Source organism: Streptomyces sp. NPDC002734, assembly GCF_040295685.1.
Classification (GTDB): domain Bacteria; phylum Actinomycetota; class Actinomycetes; order Streptomycetales; family Streptomycetaceae; genus Streptomyces.
In genome coordinates, this window is sequence record NZ_JBEOVU010000004.1 from 132,137 (window position 1) to 149,970 (window position 17,834).

A 17,834-nucleotide genomic window follows, 5' to 3' on the forward strand; every position below is an offset into this window, starting at 1 on the left:
CCGTGCCGCCGCGGAGCAACCGACCGGAGCCGCCCAGGACACCGTCACCGCCCCCACCTCCGCGACCGGGCACCCGACCGAAGTCACCGAGCAACCGGCCGGAGCCGCCGAGGGCCCGCGACCGCCGATGCGGTCGCGGGCCCTCGGCGCACGTTCCGGGAGGTCATCACCGTGCGGCCCCGGGGCCGGGCGCCGCTCACAGCTTGCGCACCCGCAGCACCCCGGTCAGCAGCGGGAGGATGAACTCGCCGTGGGCGGTCTCCGGGCGGCCGGTGAGGAAGGCGTGGATGCGGTCGAGGAGCGCCTGCCGTTCCTCGACCGGCATGACGAGGACTCCGGCGCGGGTCCCGAGGGTCGCGACGAGGGAGTCCGCGGTGCGGGTCTGTCCGTGCGGGAAGAGGTCCTGTTCCGGCGAGCCGAAGCGGGCGGGGCCGCCGTCGGCGGGCAGGTGCATGGAGGCGGTCCGGGCACGCCAGCTGTCGGGGGTGTCGCGCGGGCCGATGGCCGCGGGGCCGCTGACGCGGGCGAGCTCGGCGACCCAGTCGACCGCGTCGTCCATGGTGTTCCACAGGCCGGCCAGCACTCCGCCGGGGGCGAGGACCCGGGTGATCTCGGGGCCGGCGACGGCCATGTCGAACCAGTGCATGGCGTTGCCGGCCACCACGGCGTCCACCGAGCCGTCCGGCAGCGGGATCGACTCGGCGCTGCCGGACAGCGCCCGAACGCCCGGCAGGGCGCGGCGCAGTTCGGCCAGCATCTTCGGGTCGGGCTCGACCGCGACCACGTCGGCGCCCAGCGCGGACAGGGTGGCGGTGAGCTTGCCGGTGCCGGCTCCGAGATCGAGTACCCGCGCTCCGGGCGCGGCGTCGAGGGCCCAGCGGACGGCGGCGTGGGCGTAGTCCGGGCGGTGCTCGGCGTAGGCGGTGGCGGCGGCGCCGAAGGAGGTGGCGTGCGGTGACGTCCGGTCATGGCTCATCCGGGCACGCTATCGACGGACCGGTCGGTTGACCACACCGCCGCACCGGGGCCGTCGGGGGCCTGAACGACCGGGCGAGGCACAGGAGTTCGAGGGTCTCTCCCCTGGCGGCCCGTGGACGGTCGCGTCAGTCGGCGAGCCTGGCCAGGGTCCACAGGACCATCAGGTCCAGGACCATCACGGCGAGGCACCAGACCGGGTAATAGGGGATGAACATGAACTGGGTCACCAGGCTGATACCGGCCAGCGCCAGTCCGGCGGAGCGTCCCCAGGGGACCCGGCGGAGCAGGGCGATGCCGACGACCAGCAGGGCGACGCCGACGACCAGGTGGATCCATCCCCAGGACGTGAGGTCGAAGCGGTACTCGTACGCGCGGGGTGAGCCGAAGAGGCGGTCCCGGGCGATGCCGGTGATGCCCTGGAGGATGCTCAGCACACCGCTGAGCACCAGGCCGATGCCGGCGAACTGCCCCGGGGTGGACGGCCGGATGCCGTCGTCGGGCGCTGCCCTGTGGTGTCGCTCCTCGCCGGGGATGCCCGCCATGGCTGTCACCTTTCGTCGGGGTGCGGAGGCGGAGTCGTCGTCCGCCACCTTCACAGCCTGGGCCCGGCGCGGACGGGGGGCGAACGCACCGGCCCGTCCGGGTGACGGCCCGTCGGCCGCGCGGGGCGTCCCTGCCGCGCGGGGCGTCCCTGCCGCCACCGACGGTCCGGTCACCGCGCGGCCCGCGGCTCAGATCGCCTCGGCCTCGGTGACCGCCTCGGCGGCCCGGCGGGCGATCTCCTCCGGTGGCGGCGAGGCGTCCAGGGTGGCGCCGCGCTCGTCGGGCTGGAGCGGTTCGAGGACGGCGAGCTGGGAGTCGAGCAGGGTCTCCGGCATGAAGTGCCCGGTGCGGCCGTGGAGCCGGGACGCGAGGAGCCCGGGCTCGGCGGTGAGGTGGAGGAAGAGGGCGGACGGGCAGGAGGAGCGCAGCGCGTCGCGGTAGCGCCGGCGCAGGGCCGAGCAGGCCACCACTCCCCCGCTGCCGTCGGCGTCGTGGTCGTCCAGCCAGCGCCCCACCGTCTCCAGCCAGGAGCGGCGGTCGTGATCGTCGAGGGGGACGCCGGAGGACATCTTGCGGATGTTGGCGGGCGGGTGGAAGTCGTCCGCCTCGGCGAAGGGCAGTCCGAGCCGCTCGGCGAGCAGCCGGGCGACCGTTGACTTGCCCGCCCCGGAGACCCCGATGACCACCACGCACGGGCGCCGGTCGCCGGGGCGGGGGCGCTCCTCGCCGGGCGGGGTCACCGCGGGAGCACCGCGTCCTGGTGGAGGAGGTCCTCCCGTCGCTCGGGGGTGTGGCGGCGCGGCGGCCCGTCGGAGCCGGCCGGGTACTCCTCCAGCGGCACCAGTCCCCGCTCCCAGGCGGACAGCACCGGCTCGACGACCCGCCAGGACTCCTCGGCCTCGTCGCCGCGGATGGAGAGCGCGGGGTCGCCGCGCAGCACGTCCAGCAGCAGCTGGCCGTAGGCGGGCAGGGCGGGCGGGTCCATCCGGGCGCTGAGCGAGACCTGGGTCAGCTTCTCCACCTGGGAGCCGACGACGTTGAGGTCCAGGCTCAGGCTCTCCGGGTCGAGACCGAAGCGCAGGACGTTGGGCCGGACGTCCTCGTCCTGCCCGAACGGCAGGTGCGGGACGGGCCGGAAGCGCACCGCGACCTCCATCCGGTCGCGGCCCAGGCCCTTGCCGGTGCGCAACCGGAACCTGGTCCCGGCCCAGCGCCAGCTGTCGAGTTCCAGCTCGACCTCGGCGAAGGTCTCGGTGCGGCGTCCGGCGTCCACCCCGTCCTCGTCGGTGTAGGCGGGCACGTCGTGGTCGGCGATGCGCCCGGCGGCGTAGCGGGCCCGGCGGGTGCGGTGGACGACGTCGGCGTCGGTCAGGCGGCGCACCGAGCGCAGCACGTCGACCTTCCGGTCGCGCAGGTCCCGTTCGCCGAGGGTCAGCGGCGGTTCCATGGCGACCAGGCAGAGGATCTGCAGCAGGTGGTTCTGGATCATGTCCTTGAGCGCGCCGACGTGGTCGTAGTAGCCGGCCCGGCCCTCCAGGGCGAGGGTCTCGTCCCAGACGATGTCCACCTCGGCGATGTGGGTGCTGTTCCAGATCGGTTCCATGACCCGGTTGGCGAGCCGGCTGCCGAGCAGGTTCTGCACGGTGGTCATGGCCAGGAAGTGGTCGACGCGGAACACCGCCTGCTCGGGCAGCACGTCGGCGAGCAGCCGGTTGAGCTCCTCGGCGTCCCCCAGGCTCTCGCCGAACGGCTTCTCCGTCACGATGCGGCTGCCCCGGGGCAGTCCGGCCTCGTGCAGGGCGGTCACGGTGGCGGCGAAGAGTCCGGGCGGCAGGGCCAGGTAGACGGCCACCGGGTCGCTCCCGGCGACGAGGGCGGCCACCTCGGCGGGGTCGGTGACGTCGGCCTTGCGGTAGTCGCAGGCGGCCGTGACGGCGCGCACGGCGTCGTCGGGCAGGCCGGCGCCGTGGCGTTCGAACTGGGCGGCGGCCCATTGCCGGTACCGTTCGCCGTCCCAGTCCTCCCGGCTTCCGGCGGTCAGGGTGAACCGGTCGTCGATGTGTCCGGCGGCGTACAGGGCGGCCAGGGCCGGCAGGAGGTAACGCCCGGTCAGGTCGCCGGTGCCGCCGAAGACGACGAGTCGTCGGATGTTCATCGCGTGCCGCCCTTCCCGCGTGCCGTGCGCCGTACGGAGTCGGCGCCGGTGGCGCGGACACCGGTGCGGCCGATCGCCTGGGGGAAGTTGCCCATGATTGCTCCGGTCCTCGGGTCGGCCGCGCGGGCGCCCCTCCAGGTCCCCGCCCGGGCTTGTGCTCCTCACCCTCACCGAGGCCGCGACGGGCCGCAATCGGGCTCCGCGGTGATTGGTGCGTTCAGGGCATCTCGCGGGGTGGATCCTGCGCGCGGTGCGCCGGGTCGGCTCCTAGGCTGATCATCATGACGACCACAGGCGCGCAGAGAGCTTTCATCGGTTCGTTCACGACGAGCGGCGGGCGGGGGATCGTGCAGGTCACCGTCGATCCCGGCACCGGGGCGCTGACCCCGACGGACGCCGTCGCCACCGTGCCCAACCCGTCGTACCTGGCCCTCGGGCGGGGATCGGGCGGGCCGGTCCTGTACTGCGTGTCGGAGACGGCCGAGGGGGCGGTGGCCGCCTACGACGTCTCCGGGCCCGCGCCGGAGCCGATCGGCCGTCCGGTGCCGGTGGGAGGGGCCGATCCGACGCACCTGGCCGTGGCCGGCGGCCACCTGGTGACGGCCAACTACAGTTCCGGCAGCGTCACGGCGCTCCCGCTGGCCGCGGACGGCGCCCCGGGCGCCCCGAGCGGGCTGCTGGGCAACAAGGGGTCCGGCCCGGACGCCGACCGGCAGGAAGGTCCGCACGCCCACCAGGTGGTGGTGCCCGAGGCGTCGGGCCGCTGGGTGCTGAGCGTGGACCTGGGCACCGACGAGGTGCGGGTGTGCGAGCTGGACGCGGCCTCCGGGGAGCTGCGGCTGCACGGGGCGCTGGAGCTGCCGCCCGGGACCGGCCCGCGCCATCTGGTCGTCCACCCGCGCGGCACGCACGTGTACGTGCTCGGCGAGCTGCGCCCGGTGGTCACCGTCTGCCGGTGGGACGCCGCGGCCGGGGAGCTGCGGGCGGTCGGCGAGTACCCGCTCTTCCCGGACGGCACGGACGCGCACGTCCAGCCCTCCGCCCCGGTGATCTCCCTCGACGGGCGGCGGCTGTGGGCCGCGGTGCGCGGCACGGACACCGTCGTGGTCCTCTCGGTGTCGCAGGACGGGGAGCGCCTGGAGGTCCTCACCTCCGTCCCGTGCGGCGGGAGCTGGCCGCGCGACCTGGTGCTGCACCCGTCCGGCGACCGGCTGTACGCGGCCAACGAGCGGTCGGGGGACGTGACCTGGTTCGACCTCGACGAGGACGGCGTGCCGCGGCGGGCCGGCTCGCTCGAGGTGCCCGCGGCCTCCAGCGTCCTGTTCGTCTGAGCACACTCCGCCCGCGAGGAGGCGCCCGGACGGCCGCAACCCGGCGGCCTCACCCCGGGCGCCGTCACTCCGGCCGGCCCACACCAGGGCGGCGCCACCTCGGCAGGGTCGTCCCGGCGGCGTCACTCCGGCGGGCGCGCCCGAACGGCGCACACCCGAACGGCGCAGGACCCGGCCCCGGGCGGAGACGGTCCGCCCGGGGCCGGGTGCGTGCGGCACCGGGTGCGTGCGGCGTCCGATGGGCCCGGCCGCTCAGTAGCGCAGCAGGGCCGCCACGCCGTCCGTGGCGGAGACAGGGGGCAGCAGCTCGGTGAAGTTCGCGCCGCTCAGCGCGGCCGCGCGCAGCAGCAGCGTGCCGGCGGGAGCGCTGAACAGGGCGGAGGCGTCGCCGAGTTCGGCGGGGTCGGTGCCCAGGAGCTGGGGGTCGGTCCGGGAGGCGTAGAGGTCCGGGTCGCCCGAGCGGTCGGCGGAGAGCAGCAGGGTCTCCACCCGCCCCTCGGACAGCGCCTGCTGGACGGCGGGGATGCCCTGGAGGGCGCGTCCGCCCGCCGTCTCGGCCTCCAGCCGGTCCAGCACCTCGCGGTGGGCGGCTTCCATGGCCTCGCGGATCGCCTCGTCGGCGCTCGCCCGCAGGCCCTCCCGGGCGGAGTCGTCGGTGCGGCCTCCCTCGACGTAGACGATCCTCCCGTGCGGCGGCTGGTCGGTCAGGTGCTCGCGCAGCAGCCCGATCGCCTTGGGGTCGCCGGCGACCAGCACGACGGCGGCGTTCACGTCGGCGGCCGCCTCGCGGACGCCGTCCGCGGCCTGCGCGGTGTTCTCCGACCACACCTGGACCGATCGCCGGTGGTAGGACTTCTGGGCCTCCTTGCCCGCCTTGACGCGGGTGATGTGGAGGGTGCTGCCGTTGAAGGTGCGCCGGTAGGACTCCTCGTGCGCGGCGGCCGGGTAGGCGTACACGTCGCCGCCCTCGCGGTCCACGGCGACCACCACGTGGGGCAGCTGGTGGTCGCGGTCGACGGCGAGGCCCAGCGGGTCGGCGACGGGGAGCACCAGGGCGCTGTCGGAGGCGGGGGGTTCGGCCAGGGTGAAGGCGCCCAGGACCCTGCCGCCCGAGGCGAAAAGGGCCTCCCCCTGTGGACCCGGCACGTCGGCGACGCCGCCGACCACCTCGTCGAGGGCGGCGAGCGTCTCCTCGTCCGCGCCCTGCTCGGCCAGTGACCGGCGCGCCGCGCGCCAGCGCAGTTCGATCTGTTTCTCGGCGTCGTGGGACGAACGGGTGGTGTCCAGGTGCACGGAGGCCACCGGGCCGTCCGCCTCGTACAGGGGCTGAAGAAACTCGAGGTCCATGGCGTTCAGGCCGGGCGGCCTACCCCTTTCACTGGTGCGCGACGATCAGCGTTGTGGTGCCTGTCGAATGTACTGTTTGTCACGATATGGCGCGCCTTCAGTGGCGCCCGGCGCCGACGGAGGAGGAACCATGACCGACCAGCGGGAGCAGGGGGAGCCGGGCCGCGTGGTGGTCGGGGTGGACGGGTCGGACCCGTCCAGGGCCGCGTTGCGGTGGGCGGTCCGGTACGCGGAGCGCACCGGGGGGACGATGGAGGCGCTGAACGCCTGGGACTTCCCGCATTTCCACGGCAGCCTGGGGTGGCTGCCCCCGCCCAGCAGCGACGAGGCGGCCCTGCGGACGCGCGCGCTCGAGGAACTCGAGGAGGCGGTGCGGGAGACGGTGGGCGCGCGGCCGCCGGTGGGCATCCTCAGCGAGGTGCGGTACGGCACGGCCGCGGGCGTGCTGATCGACGCGTCCAGGGGGGCCGAACTGCTGGTGGTGGGGGCGCGCGGACTCGGCGGCTTCTCCGGGCTGCTGCTGGGGTCGGTGTCCCAGCACTGCGTGCAGCACGCCGCCTGCCCGGTGCTGGTCATCCGCCACACCGACGCCGATGGCGACGCCGCCGGCCACAATGCGTGACGGCGTTTCACACTCCGTGTGAGCGAGGGGTGTGCATATGCCAGACGCACACTCTCCCGGGCTTCCCGTCGGCGTTGTTGACTGCTGGTACGACCATCGGCCGGCCGAGGCCGGGGGTCGGTGAGGGAAGGAGCGAACGGTGAACGCCACCCCCGAACAGCCGGTGGTGCCCAAGGAGGTCGCCGAGCTGCGCCGCCGTTGCGACGTGGCGCAGGCACGCGTCGACGGCGGGCTGGCCCTGCTCGGCCACCGCGCCGAGGAGACGGCGAAGGAACTGGACGCCCTCGCCGAGCGGGTGACCGCGCTGGAACGCAACCGCTGGCCCCTGCGGGCGGTGGCCACGCTCGCCTCCGTGGGGGCGCTGGCCGTGACCGTCTGGCAGGCCATGGGCAACTGAGCCCCTTGCGGAGAACCGAGCCCCCACGGGCGGCTCGACCGTGCGCACCACTCGCACGGTCGCACGTCGCACCGCGTCCCCCGGGCCGCACGCACGCATGATGGTGCGGGTGATCAGCGTCCTCTTCGCCGTGCTCACCGCGCTCAGCAACGGCACGTCAACGGTGCTCCAGCGCCAGGCCGCCCGGCGGATCCCCGACGACCAGACGATGCGGCTGTCCCTCTTCGGGCGGCTGCTGCGGCAGAAGGTGTGGCTGGCCGGCATCGCCATGGTGATCGTGGCCGCGGTCTGCCAGGCGGTGGCCCTGGCCACCGGGCCGATCGCCCTGGTCCAGCCGATCTTCGTGATCGAGCTCCCGGCGACCCTGCTGATCGCGGGCCTGATCACCCGCACCCGGGTGCGGGGCCGCCTGTGGGCCGGGGTGGCCGCGGTGACGGGCGGGCTGGCGCTCGCCCTCGCCTCCGCCGACCCGGTCGGCGGCCACGACGGGGTCGACGGGGAGACCTGGGTGCTCGCGCTGCTGGCGACGGCAGCCTTCGAGACCGCGCTGATCGTCGCCGCGCGGGCCACCCGCGGCGACGCCCGCGGCGCGCTGCTGGGCCTGGCGGCGGCCTGCGCGTACTCGCTGACCGCGGCGCTGATGAAGGACGCGATGGCACGGCTTGACGCCGGCGGCGTGGGCGCGCTGCTGACGGCGTGGCAGCTCTACGCCACGGCCGCCGTGGGTGTGGGCGCGCTGTTCCTGCTGCAGAACGCCCTCCAGGCCGGCTCGCTGGTCGCGGTGCAGCCGCAGCTCACCCTCGGCGACGCGCTGATCAGCGTCTGCTTCGGGGTGACGCTGTTCGGCGAGCACGTGCGCACCGGCTGGTGGCTGCTGCCGCAGCTGGCCGGACTGACCCTGATCGCCCTCGGCTGCGTCGTCCTGGCCCGCTCGCCGCTGGCCGCGGGAGAAGGGGCGGGGGAAGGCGCGGGAGAGGGCGCGGAGGGCGCCCCCTCCCCCGCCCCCTAGGCCTGAGGTCGGCCCGTCGCCGGGTCAGGCCGCCGGGTCCTGTCCCAGCCGCAGGTGGTGCAGGAGCAGCAGCGCGGCCGCCATGCCGGAGGCCGGCACCTCGCCCCGCGCGATCAGGTCGGGGACGACCTTCAGCGGCACCCACTCCCGCCGCTCCGACTCGAAGTCGTCCACCGGATGCCCGGCGAACTCCCCGCGGTCCGCCCAGTACACGTGGTGCCGCGCGTCCGTGAGCCCGTTGCTCGGCTCGACGCTCATCAGGTGCCGTAGCGGCCCCGGCCGCCAGCCGGTCTCCTCCTCCAGCTCGCGCGCCGCCGCCGCCGCGAGGTCCTCCCCGTCCTCCACCACCCCGGCGGCCAGCTCCCACCCCCAGCTGTCGGTGATGAACCGGTGACGCCACAGCAGCAGCGCCTCGTCGGCCTCGTTGACGATCGTGGCCACGGCGACGGGCCGCATGCGGATCAGGTAGTGGTCCAGGCGCCGCCCGTCGGGCAGCCGCACGTCGGCCAGGTTGACGTCGAACCAGCGGTTTCCGTACACCGGTTGCTCATTCAGTTTCACCCACTGCATGTTTCTGCCACCTTTCGACGGTTCTCGACGAATGAGTGGCAATATCGCAGCCGTACGGGGGCCGGCAGCAGGGCCCATGGGGAGCGGAACGGCTCGCGGAACGGCTCGTGCGGGCCTACTGGAGCGGCACGCGCAGCGCCGCGTCGATGAGTTCGGCCGCCTCGCGGGTGCTCGCGCAGTCGCTGCGCAGCAGGTGTTCGCGCACCGTGCGCAGCCGGTCCCGCAGCCGCTGGGACTCCACGCCGCGGGCCAGCCGGGCCATCTCCGCGGCGGTGACGGCCGCCTTGTCCACGTCCCCGCGGCGCAGTTCGACCTGGCTGAGCATGGCCAGCCGGTGCACCCGGCCGCGGTCGTGCGCCGGAGTGCCGACGGCGGCCTCGGCGTGCGCGCCGGCGGCGGTCAGGTCGCCGAGGCTCAGCAGGGCTTCCGCCACCTGCACGTTGACCAGGCCTGGCTGGACGTAACCCGTCTCGTCGGGTTCGTGGCCGCGGTGGATGCGCTCGGCGGCCTCCTCGGCCCGCCGGATGCGGGCGAGCGACTCCGCGCCGTCGCCGAGGTGCGCGTACGCCTTGGCCTGCATGGCGTACAGGTCGGAGGCGAGGGCCGGGGTGATGTCCCGCCCGGCCGTGCGTAACGCCGCCTCCGCGAACGCGACGGCCTGGCGGAACTCCCGCATGAACAGCGCCTGGTTGACGAGCAGGGCGATGACGTAGGCGCCCAGCCCCCGGTCCCCGCTGGCCTTCGCCAGTCGCAGCGCCTGGTGGAAGTACCGCTGGGCGAGGCCCTGGACGTCGGAGTCGTAGGCGCAGATCCCGGCCACGGCCACCAACGCGCCGGTGGCCCGGTGCAGTTGGCGTCCGGTGGAGTCGGGGTAGCTGCCCCGCAGCAGCGGCGCCGCCTCGTTGTTGAGGAAGCCGACCACCCGGGCGCGGGTCGCCACCCCGCCGGCCTTGCGGTACATGTGCTCGTAGTGGGTCCGCGCCGCCCGCAGCGTCTCGATGTCGTCCGGGGACACCCGGAGGCTGCCGCCGCGGGAGACGTCGGCGTCCTCCGGCGGGTTCTCCCACTCCCACACCGGCATCACGGCCGGCGTCCCGGTGACGGCGGGCGCGCCGAGGACGTGCGGCCGCTGGAGTTCGTCGGAGCGCCACAGCGCGGTGGCGCGGTCCACGAAGCCGGACAGCGAACCGGCGTGCGGCGAGGCGGGCGCGCCGGGGACGCCGAGGCCGATGTCGTCCAGGGTGACCGGGCGGCGCAGCCGGGCGGAGAGCACCTCGCAGATCAGGTCGGGCACCTGGCCGCGGGGCCGCTGCCCCTTCAGCCACCGGGCCACGGCGGTGTGTTCGTAGCGCAGGGGCAGACCGCGGGCCTGCCCCGCGGCGTTCACCCGGGCGGCCAGACCGGCGTGCGAGACGCCCGCCTCGTCGAGGAGCGCGTCCAGCAGGGTGTTGGGCTGTCTCGGGGTCATGTGGGGTCCCCTCCGGTGCCTCGGTTCCGTCAGGGTAGTGGGTCCCGGTTCACACGGGGTGCGAACGGAACGCCACATGAGGGCCGGTACGCGTGCTTACGCCACGCCGGGCCGGCACGGTTGCCTGGTCGCTCGGCGGGCCGCCGTCTCCCCCCTCACGCCACCGACGCCGGCCCGCCGTCCACCCTTCCCCGGCACGCGGGCGGGCCCGCCCTCCTTCCCCCGTACGGGAGCGGGCCCGCCCTCCGGTGAGGAGGACGGGCCCGCGTCCGGGTGGAGACCCGGTACCTCTGGGGGTCACGCCCCGCGCAGCACCGCGCCGAAACGCTCGGCGGCCGTGGCGACCGCGGCGTCGCGCGCGGCCGAGGCCTCGTCCGCGGTCAGCGTCCGGTCGGCGGCGCGGAAGCGCAGCGCGTAGGCGAGGGACTTGCGTCCGTCGCCCAGCTGCTCCTCGTTGCGGTAGACGTCGAACAGCCGGATGTCCTCCAGCAGTTCGCCCGCCCCCTCGCGCAGCGCGGTCTCGACCTCGGCGGCCGGGACGGCCTGGTCGACGACGAGCGCCACGTCCTGGGTGGCGACCGGCATGGCGGAGATCCGCGGCGCGTGCAGCAGACCGGCCGAGGCGCGCTCCAGCGCGTCCAGGTCGATCTCCATGGCCGAGGTCCGGGCCGGCAGGCCCAGCGTCTTGAGCACGCCGGGGTGCAGCTCGCCGGCGTGGCCGATCACCCGCTCCTCGCCGTCGAGCACGACCAGCAGCTCGGCGCAGCGGCCCGGGTGCCACGGCTCGTACTGGCCCTTGCGGACGATCAGCTCGGTCCCCGCCTCACGGGCGAGGATCCGGGCCGCCTCGACGGCGTCGGCCCAGTCGGACGGGCGTCCCTTGCCCCACCAGCCGGCCTGCTCGCGGGCGCCGGCCAGGACGACCGCGGCGTGCTTGGGCTGGTCGGGCAGCGCGGCCTGGAGGGTCGCGAGGTCCTCGTCGGCGGGACGGCCGTGCACCGGCAGGATGCCGGCGACGCTCCGCTCGGCCTTCGGGTGGAAGACCAGGCCCGCCTCGAAGAGCGCGAGGTCGTGCGATCCGCGGCCGTCGTTGCGCCGCAGCGCGCCGAGCAGGCCCGGCAGCAGCGTGGTGCGCAGCGCCGGCTCCTCGTCGGAGAGCGGGTTGGCGAGGGTCACCAGGGTGCGCCGCGGGTCGTCGGCGGGGATGTTCAGCTGGTCGAGGACCGCGGTGCCCATGAACGGGTAGTTGAGCGCCTCGACGTAGCCGGCGGCGGCCAGCGCGCGGCCGATCCGGCGGTGCAGCCGCTGGCGGGGGGTGAGCCCGCGTCCGGCCGGGGGCCGGGGCAGCGTGGAGGGCAGGTTCTCGTAGCCCTCGAGCCGGATGACCTCCTCGGCGAGGTCGTTCGGGTCGGTCAGGTCGGGCCGCCAGGACGGCACGGACACGACCAGCTCGTCCTGCCCGTAGACGTCGCAGCCGATCTCCTGGAGGCGGCGCACCACCGTCTCGCGGCCGTACGCCATGCCCGCCACCTTGTCGGGGTGGTCGGCGGGGATGGTGATGGTGGCCGGCGCGGAGGGCGCGGCGACCTCGGTGACGCCGGCGTCGGCGGTGCCGCCGGCCAGCAGCACCAGCAGGTCGACGGTGCGCTGCGCGGCGGCGGCCGCGGCCAGCGGGTCGACGCCCCGCTCGAAGCGGCGGGAGGCCTCGCTGGACAGCTTGTGCCGGCGCGCTGTGCGGGCGATGGCGATCGGGTCGAAGTGCGCGGCCTCGATGACCACCTCGGTGGTGTGGCTCTCCAGGCCGTCGCCGATCTCGGTGTGGGCGCCGCCCATGACGCCGGCCAGGCCGATCGGCCCGCGGTCGTCGACGATGACCAGGTCCTCGGGGTCGAGGGTGCGGGTCACGTCGTCGAGCGTGGTGAGCTTCTCGCCCTTCTCGGCGCGGCGCACGCCGATCGCGCCCTGGACGCGGGTGCGGTCGTAGGCGTGCAGCGGCTGGCCGAGTTCCAGCATCACGTAGTTGGTGATGTCGACGGCCAGCGAGATCGGGCGCATGCCGGCCTTCTGGAGGCGGCGCTTGAGCCAGATCGGGGACCGGGTCTCCGGCTCGATGCCGGTGACGGTGCGGGCGGTGAACCGGTCGCAGCCGCGCGGGTCGGTGATCTGGACGGGGTAGCCGAACGCGTTGGGCGCGGGCACGTCGAGCAGCGCCGGGTCGCGCAGCGGCAGACCGTAGGCGGTGGCGGTCTCGCGGGCGACGCCGCGCATCGACAGGCAGTAGCCCCGGTCGGGGGTGACGGCGATGTCGAGGACCTCGTCGACCAGCTCGAGCAGCTCGATCGCGTCGGTGCCCACCTCGTGCTCCGGCGGCAGCACGATGATGCCGTGCGTGCCGTCGTCGCCCATGCCGAGCTCGTCGGTGGAGCAGATCATGCCGTGGGAGGTCTTGCCGTAGGTCTTGCGGGCGGCGATGTGGAAGCCGCCGGGCAGGGTGGCGCCGGGCAGGACCACGACGACCTTGTCGCCCACGGAGAAGTTCCGGGCGCCGCAGACGATCTCCTGCGGCTCACCGGTGCCGTTGGCCTGGCCGACGTCGACGGTGCAGAAGCGGATGGGCTTCTTGAAGCCCTCCAGCTCCTCGATGGTCAGCACCTGGCCGACGACGAGAGGGCCCTTGAGGTCGGCGCCGAGCTGCTCGACGGTCTCGACCTCCAGACCGGCCGAAATGAGCTTGGCCTGGACGTCGCGCCCGGTCTCCGTCGCCGGCAGGTCGACGTACTCCCGCAGCCAAGAAAGCGGGACCCGCATCAGATCTCCATCCCGAACGGCCGGGTGAACCGGACGTCACCCTCGACCATGTCTCGCATGTCTTCGACGTTGTGGCGGAACATCAGCATCCGCTCGATGCCGAACCCGAAGGCGAAGCCGCTGTACTTCTCCGGGTCGACGCCGCAGGCGGTGAGCACCCGCGGGTTGACCATGCCGCAGCCGCCGAGCTCGATCCAGCCCTCGCTGGAGCAGGTGCGGCAGGGCCGGTCGGGGTTGCCGATGGACTCGCCCTTGCAGACGTAGCAGAGCATGTCCATCTCGGCGGACGGCTCGGTGAACGGGAAGAAGTTCGGCCGCAGCCGGGTCTTCATGTCCGCGCCGAACAGCGCCTGCACCATGTGGTCCAGGGTGCCCTTGAGGTCGGCCATGGTCAGGCCCTCGTCGACGGCGAGGAGCTCGATCTGGTGGAAGACCGGGGTGTGCGTGGCGTCCAGCTCGTCGGTCCGGTAGACGCGGCCGGGGCAGACCACGTAGACCGGCGCCTCACGCTCGAGCAGGGTGCGCGCCTGCACCGGCGAGGTGTGGGTGCGCAGCACGACACCGCTGTCGGAGCCGGTCTCGGGGCCGTCGACGAAGAAGGTGTCCTGCATCTGCCGGGCCGGGTGGTCCGGGCCGAAGTTCAGGGCGTCGAAGTTGAACCACTCCGCCTCGACCTCGGGGCCCTCGGCGATCTCGTAGCCCATCGAGACGAAGACGTCCGCGACGCGCTCCATCATGGTGGTCAGCGGGTGGCGGGCGCCGGCCGGGACGCGGTCGTAGGGGAGGGTGACGTCCACCGACTCCTCGACCAGCACACGGGCGTCGCGCTCGGCCTCCAGCTCCGTCTGACGGACGGCGAGGGCCTTGTTGACGGCGCCGCGGGCCTGGCCCACGCGCTTGCCCGCCTCGGCCTTGGCCTGCGGGGGCAGGGCGCCGATCTCGCGGTTGGCGAGCGCCAGCGGCGAGGCGCCGCCGGCGTGGGCGGTCTTCGCCTCCTGGAGGGCCTCGAGCGAGTCGGCGGCGGCGAAGGCGGCGAGCGCCTCGTCCCGCATGCGCTCGATGTTTTCCGGTTTCAACGCCTCGACCTCTACCGGGTCGTACGACTTATTCGGTGCCGACATCTCTTCCCGTGCTCTTCCGATTGGCTGGCTGGAGTGGCCCCGCCGGGACGGCCTGTCCTGGGCCGCCGTCCGGGTGGTGGGACGACGTGTCCCGGGAACGGGGACACAAAGGTGCCAGGGGCCGAGTCTAACGGGGCGGGTATGCGCTGATGCGCCCGTGGGCCGCGGTCCGGCGTCGGTGACCTCAGGAGGTGGTCCCTCAGAGGAGGTACGCCGGGGTGCCCACGGGCAGGGTAAATCGGAACTGGGCGCCGCCGGAGGCGGCCCGCCCGACCGTGATGACCCCGGAGTGGGCCTCGACGATGCCCTTGACGATGTAGAGCCCGAGGCCGGTGCCGCCGCGCTTGCTGCCCCGCCAGAAGCGGGTGAAGACGCGGTTCATGGACTCCTCCGGGATACCGGGGCCCTCGTCGCTCACCGTGACCGACGTGACGGCCTCCTCCCCTTCACGGGGCGAGGCCTGGGCCGTGACGTCGATGGTGACAGTCCCGCCGCCGTGGCGCACGGCGTTTTCCAGCAGGTTGCCGAGCACCTGGTCGATCTTGTCGGGGTCGGCCCACAGGCCGGGCAGCGGCCGCTCGACGCGCAGCAGGAACCGGTCGGGGCTCTGGCCTGCGGCGACGTAGGCCTGGATGTGGCGGTCGACGGCGGCGGCGATGTCGACGGGCTGGCGGCGCAGCTCGAGGCGGCCGGAGTCGATGCGGGAGATGTCGAGGAGCTCGGCGATCAGCCGGGTGACGCGGTCGGCGTCCGCGTCGACGGTCTCCAGCATCAGCCGCTTCTGGTCGTCGGTGAAGCGCTCCCACTTGGCCAGCAGGGTGGCCGTGAACCCCTTGACGGAGGTGAGCGGCGAGCGCAGCTCGTGGGCGACGGTGGCGATCAGCTCGGCGTGGCTGCGCTCGGTGCGGCGGCGGGCCTCGGTGTCGCGCAGGCACACCACCACCCGGCGGACCGGGCCGGTGGGGCGCTCACGGACGTAGCGGGCGGAGACCAGGACCTCGCGGCCGCCGGGCAGCAGCAGGTTGCGCTCGGGCTGGCGGGTGCGGATGGTCAGTCCGTCGTAGGGGTCGGTCAGCCGCCACCAGCGGCGGCCTTCCAGGTCCTCCAGCGGGAGGGCCCGCTCCAGGGACAGTCCGAGGGCCTCGTCGGCCGGGGTGGCGGTGATGCGCTCGGCGGCCGCGTTGAAGCAGACCACCCGGCCGCGTTCGTCGGCGACCACCAGACCGTCGGGGAGCTCGTCGGGGCCCACCGCGGGCGGGTCCGGCGCGTCCTCGCGCGGGGGCCGCGCGCCCGGCGCGGTGCCGGACGGCGTGCCCGTTGGTGTCCTGGTGCCGACGCTCATCCCCGTACCCGCCTCTGTCTGTTGGGAGGGCCCCCGAGGCAGTCACCCTACTAGCTGTCGGTGACGGAGCGGCACCCTCCGGAGGCGCGCTGTGCACGGGCGGACGCGTAGAGGCACACCGCGGCGGCCGTGGCGAGGTTGAGGCTCTCGGCCTTCCCGTGGATCGGGACGCGCACCACGGCGTCCGCGAGGGCGCGGGTCTCCTCGGGCAGGCCCCATGCCTCGTTGCCGAAGACCCAGGCGGTGGGCCCGCCCATGGAGCCGGTGTCCAGCTCGTGGTCGAGGTCGTGGGTGCCGGCGCCGTCGGCGGCCAGCACGCCCACCCCGGCCTCCTTGAGCCCGGCGACGGCCCGCTCCACGGGCACGCCCACCGCCACCGGCAGGTGGAAGTGGGAGCCGACGGAGGCGCGGACGGCCTTCGGGTTGTAGAGGTCCACGGAGGCGTCGGTGAGCACCACGGCCTCGGCGCCCGCCGCGTCGGCGCAGCGCAGCACGGTGCCCGCGTTGCCGGGGTCGCGGACGTTGGCGAGGACGGCGACCAGCTTCGGGCGGGCGCGGAGGATCTCCTCGAACGGGGTGTCCAGGAAACGGCAGACGCCGACCAGGCCCTGCGGGGTGACGGTGGTCGAGATGTCGGCGATCACCTGCTCGTCCGCCAGGTGGACCCGGGCGCCGGCCGCGCGGGCCTCGCCGACGATGCCCGGGTAGCGGTCGGCCGCCTCGGGCGTGGTGAACAGCTCCACCAGGGTGGCAGCGCCGTCCTCCCCGCGGTGCGCCGCCGCCTCGCGGACCGCCTGCGGCCCCTCGGCGAGGAAGAGCCGCTCCTTGCTCCGGAAGTTCCGCTTCGCCAGCCGCCGGGCTGCGGCGACACGAGGGGAACGCGGGGAGATCAGCTCGGGGGCTGCGGAGGGCATGGGCTCACCTTCGGAAGAAGCGGGAACGGAGGGACCTCGGGGCCGGCCGCCTGTCCCCGGACGGGGCGGAGCGGGGCGGGGACGCGCGGGCGCGGCGTCAAGGCCCACGGCGCGAGGCCGGGTGGTCCGGGGCCGGGCTCGACGGGATCGGTGACCGCCGGAGCCGTTGGTTGCCGGGGACCCGGTGGAGCCGCTGTCGCCAGGACCGGTGGTCGCCGGAGCCAGGTGTCGCGGAGGCCGGCGGTCACCGGAGCCGGTGTCGCTGCGGCCAGGTGTCACGGAGGCCGGGTGCGCTGGTGGGGCCGGACGAGGCGCGCGGCCGGACGGCGGGATCCGCCGGGGGCGGAAGCCGTCCGGGAGGCCGGGCCGGGGGCCGGGGCCCACACACGTCCGGACCCGCAGGCCGTCAGGCCTGCGGGTCCGGGGTGTCACAGCCGGTGTCCACCGGCAGACGTCACGCGGCCTTCGGCGCGTTCACGTCCGCGGGGAGCGCCTTCTGGGCGACCTCGATCAGGGCCGCGAAGGCGGTGGCGTCGTTGACGGCGAGCTCCGCGAGGATCTTGCGGTCCACCTCGACGTTGGCGGCCTTCAGACCCTGGATGAAGCGGTTGTAGGTCATGCCGTTGGCGCGGGCAGCGGCGTTGATGCGCTGGATCCACAGCTGACGGAAGTCACCCTTGCGCTTCTTGCGGTCGTTGTAGTTGTAGACCAGCGAGTGGGTGACCTGCTCCTTGGCCTTGCGGTACAGGCGCGAACGCTGACCGCGGTAGCCGGAGGCCTGCTCGAGGATCGCCCGGCGCTTCTTGTGGGCGTTGACTGCCCGCTTGACGCGTGCCACTTTTTAACTCCTTGTAGCGGGGCCGCGGTGGTTGGTCACACGGCCCGGAAACGACTTGGGTCCCGGTCTGACTGACGTCCGGCGGCCGGGCCGCCGGGGCGTCACTTGCCGAGAAGCTTCTTGATCTTCTTGGCGTCGCCCGGGGCCATCTCGGCGTTGCCGGTCAGGCGACGCGTCAGACGGGACGACTTGTGCTCGAGCAGGTGGCGCTTGCCGGCGCGCTCGCGGAGCACCTTGCCGGAGCCGGTGATCTTGAAGCGCTTGCTGGCACCGCTGTGCGACTTGTTCTTCGGCATAGCGCCGTTCTCTCCTCGTCGGTGGCGCTCCGGTGCCCGGTTCGGCTGCCTGTCGGCGGCCAGGCCGGGCACTGTACGGAGCGTCGCTCTGTTGT

At 74.3% G+C, this 17,834-nt stretch carries 17 protein-coding genes; 4 read left to right on the forward strand and 13 right to left on the reverse strand.

Translation table 11 applies throughout. The features are described 5' to 3' along the window. Window positions 1-196 precede the first annotated feature (196 nt). The 4 genes from ABT026_RS05555 to ABT026_RS05570 all read right to left on the reverse strand — a co-directional run bounded on the left by ABT026_RS05555 (window position 197) and on the right by ABT026_RS05570 (window position 3,676). Window positions 197-976: a class I SAM-dependent methyltransferase gene (locus tag ABT026_RS05555; RefSeq protein ID WP_351112451.1), complete on the reverse strand. Its 780-nt coding sequence runs from the start codon at window positions 974-976 to the stop codon at window positions 197-199. 127 nt (window positions 977-1,103) lie between these two features. Beyond that, window positions 1,104-1,520: a DUF7144 family membrane protein gene (locus tag ABT026_RS05560; RefSeq protein ID WP_351112454.1), complete on the reverse strand. Its 417-nt coding sequence runs from the start codon at window positions 1,518-1,520 to the stop codon at window positions 1,104-1,106. A 189-nt stretch (window positions 1,521-1,709) separates the two neighbouring features. Next, window positions 1,710-2,261 (reverse strand): gluconokinase, encoded by a 552-nt coding sequence (locus ABT026_RS05565; RefSeq protein ID WP_351112456.1) that lies wholly within the window; start codon window positions 2,259-2,261, stop codon window positions 1,710-1,712. Further along, the gene (locus ABT026_RS05570; RefSeq protein WP_351112458.1) at window positions 2,258-3,676 is read right to left on the reverse strand and encodes a glucose-6-phosphate dehydrogenase; all 1,419 of its coding nucleotides are present in this window, start codon (window positions 3,674-3,676) and stop codon (window positions 2,258-2,260) included. The genes ABT026_RS05565 and ABT026_RS05570 overlap by 4 nt, the downstream gene beginning before the upstream one ends. 281 nt (window positions 3,677-3,957) lie before the next feature. On the opposite strand from ABT026_RS05570, the gene ABT026_RS05575 reads away from it, so the two are divergent. Further along, window positions 3,958-5,007, forward strand: a complete 1,050-nt coding sequence (locus tag ABT026_RS05575) for a lactonase family protein (RefSeq protein ID WP_351112461.1) — start codon at window positions 3,958-3,960, stop codon at window positions 5,005-5,007. A 252-nt stretch (window positions 5,008-5,259) separates the two neighbouring features. On the opposite strand, the gene ABT026_RS05580 is transcribed toward ABT026_RS05575, so the two are convergent. Then, window positions 5,260-6,354 (reverse strand): baeRF2 domain-containing protein, encoded by a 1,095-nt coding sequence (locus ABT026_RS05580; RefSeq protein WP_351112463.1) that lies wholly within the window; start codon window positions 6,352-6,354, stop codon window positions 5,260-5,262. Window positions 6,355-6,484: 130 nt separating this feature from the next. Between ABT026_RS05580 and ABT026_RS05585 the strand changes: the two genes are divergently transcribed. From ABT026_RS05585 to ABT026_RS05595, 3 genes are all read left to right on the forward strand, one after another. Further along, window positions 6,485-6,976: a universal stress protein gene (locus tag ABT026_RS05585; protein ID WP_351112465.1), complete on the forward strand. Its 492-nt coding sequence runs from the start codon at window positions 6,485-6,487 to the stop codon at window positions 6,974-6,976. Between the two features lie 139 nt (window positions 6,977-7,115). Then, window positions 7,116-7,373: a hypothetical protein gene (locus ABT026_RS05590; RefSeq protein WP_351112467.1), complete on the forward strand. Its 258-nt coding sequence runs from the start codon at window positions 7,116-7,118 to the stop codon at window positions 7,371-7,373. Between the two features lie 109 nt (window positions 7,374-7,482). Beyond that, a complete protein-coding gene (locus ABT026_RS05595) occupies window positions 7,483-8,382 on the forward strand; it encodes a DMT family transporter (RefSeq protein WP_351112469.1) in 900 nt (299 codons plus the stop codon). 24 nt (window positions 8,383-8,406) lie between these two features. Here the strand turns inward: ABT026_RS05595 and ABT026_RS05600 are convergent, their stop codons facing one another. The 8 genes from ABT026_RS05600 to rpmI form a co-directional block, all read right to left on the reverse strand. Further along, complete coding sequence (locus ABT026_RS05600) at window positions 8,407-8,952, reverse strand: NUDIX domain-containing protein (protein WP_351112471.1); 546 nt, start codon at window positions 8,950-8,952, stop codon at window positions 8,407-8,409. Window positions 8,953-9,067: 115 nt separating this feature from the next. Further along, window positions 9,068-10,420, reverse strand: coding sequence for an NsdA family TPR-like regulatory protein (locus ABT026_RS05605; protein WP_351112473.1), 1,353 nt, complete (start codon window positions 10,418-10,420; stop codon window positions 9,068-9,070). A gap of 297 nt (window positions 10,421-10,717) precedes the next feature. Continuing rightward, the gene (gene pheT, locus ABT026_RS05610; protein ID WP_351112475.1) at window positions 10,718-13,228 is read right to left on the reverse strand and encodes a phenylalanine--tRNA ligase subunit beta; all 2,511 of its coding nucleotides are present in this window, start codon (window positions 13,226-13,228) and stop codon (window positions 10,718-10,720) included. Continuing rightward, window positions 13,228-14,349, reverse strand: coding sequence for a phenylalanine--tRNA ligase subunit alpha (gene pheS, locus ABT026_RS05615; RefSeq protein WP_351112476.1), 1,122 nt, complete (start codon window positions 14,347-14,349; stop codon window positions 13,228-13,230). The genes pheT and pheS overlap by 1 nt, the downstream gene beginning before the upstream one ends. A 199-nt stretch (window positions 14,350-14,548) precedes the next feature. Then, a complete protein-coding gene (locus ABT026_RS05620) occupies window positions 14,549-15,691 on the reverse strand; it encodes a sensor histidine kinase (protein WP_351112478.1) in 1,143 nt (380 codons plus the stop codon). 50 nt (window positions 15,692-15,741) lie between these two features. Continuing rightward, the gene (locus ABT026_RS05625; RefSeq protein WP_351112480.1) at window positions 15,742-16,605 is read right to left on the reverse strand and encodes a TrmH family RNA methyltransferase; all 864 of its coding nucleotides are present in this window, start codon (window positions 16,603-16,605) and stop codon (window positions 15,742-15,744) included. Between the two features lie 454 nt (window positions 16,606-17,059). Beyond that, window positions 17,060-17,443, reverse strand: coding sequence for a 50S ribosomal protein L20 (gene rplT / locus ABT026_RS05630; protein ID WP_151774738.1), 384 nt, complete (start codon window positions 17,441-17,443; stop codon window positions 17,060-17,062). Between the two features lie 101 nt (window positions 17,444-17,544). Then, window positions 17,545-17,739: a 50S ribosomal protein L35 gene (rpmI, locus tag ABT026_RS05635; RefSeq protein ID WP_003947156.1), complete on the reverse strand. Its 195-nt coding sequence runs from the start codon at window positions 17,737-17,739 to the stop codon at window positions 17,545-17,547. Between the last annotated feature and the right edge of the window lie 95 nt (window positions 17,740-17,834).

Bases quoted from the DNA above. Each gene is read 5' to 3' on its own strand.
- ABT026_RS05555 (WP_351112451.1), bottom strand. From the start codon at position 976: ATGAGCCATGACCGGACGTCACCGCACGCCACCTCCTTCGGCGCCGCC.
- ABT026_RS05560 (WP_351112454.1), bottom strand. From the start codon at position 1,520: ATGGCGGGCATCCCCGGCGAGGAGCGACACCACAGGGCAGCGCCCGAC.
- ABT026_RS05570 (WP_351112458.1), bottom strand. From the start codon at position 3,676: ATGAACATCCGACGACTCGTCGTCTTCGGCGGCACCGGCGACCTGACC.
- ABT026_RS05575 (WP_351112461.1), top strand. From the start codon at position 3,958: ATGACGACCACAGGCGCGCAGAGAGCTTTCATCGGTTCGTTCACGACG.
- ABT026_RS05580 (WP_351112463.1), bottom strand. From the start codon at position 6,354: ATGGACCTCGAGTTTCTTCAGCCCCTGTACGAGGCGGACGGCCCGGTG.
- ABT026_RS05585 (WP_351112465.1), top strand. From the start codon at position 6,485: ATGACCGACCAGCGGGAGCAGGGGGAGCCGGGCCGCGTGGTGGTCGGG.
- ABT026_RS05600 (WP_351112471.1), bottom strand. From the start codon at position 8,952: ATGCAGTGGGTGAAACTGAATGAGCAACCGGTGTACGGAAACCGCTGG.
- ABT026_RS05605 (WP_351112473.1), bottom strand. From the start codon at position 10,420: ATGACCCCGAGACAGCCCAACACCCTGCTGGACGCGCTCCTCGACGAG.
- pheT (WP_351112475.1), bottom strand. From the start codon at position 13,228: ATGCGGGTCCCGCTTTCTTGGCTGCGGGAGTACGTCGACCTGCCGGCG.
- pheS (WP_351112476.1), bottom strand. From the start codon at position 14,349: ATGTCGGCACCGAATAAGTCGTACGACCCGGTAGAGGTCGAGGCGTTG.
- ABT026_RS05620 (WP_351112478.1), bottom strand. From the start codon at position 15,691: ATGAGCGTCGGCACCAGGACACCAACGGGCACGCCGTCCGGCACCGCG.
- ABT026_RS05625 (WP_351112480.1), bottom strand. From the start codon at position 16,605: ATGCCCTCCGCAGCCCCCGAGCTGATCTCCCCGCGTTCCCCTCGTGTC.
- rpmI (WP_003947156.1), bottom strand. From the start codon at position 17,739: ATGCCGAAGAACAAGTCGCACAGCGGTGCCAGCAAGCGCTTCAAGATC.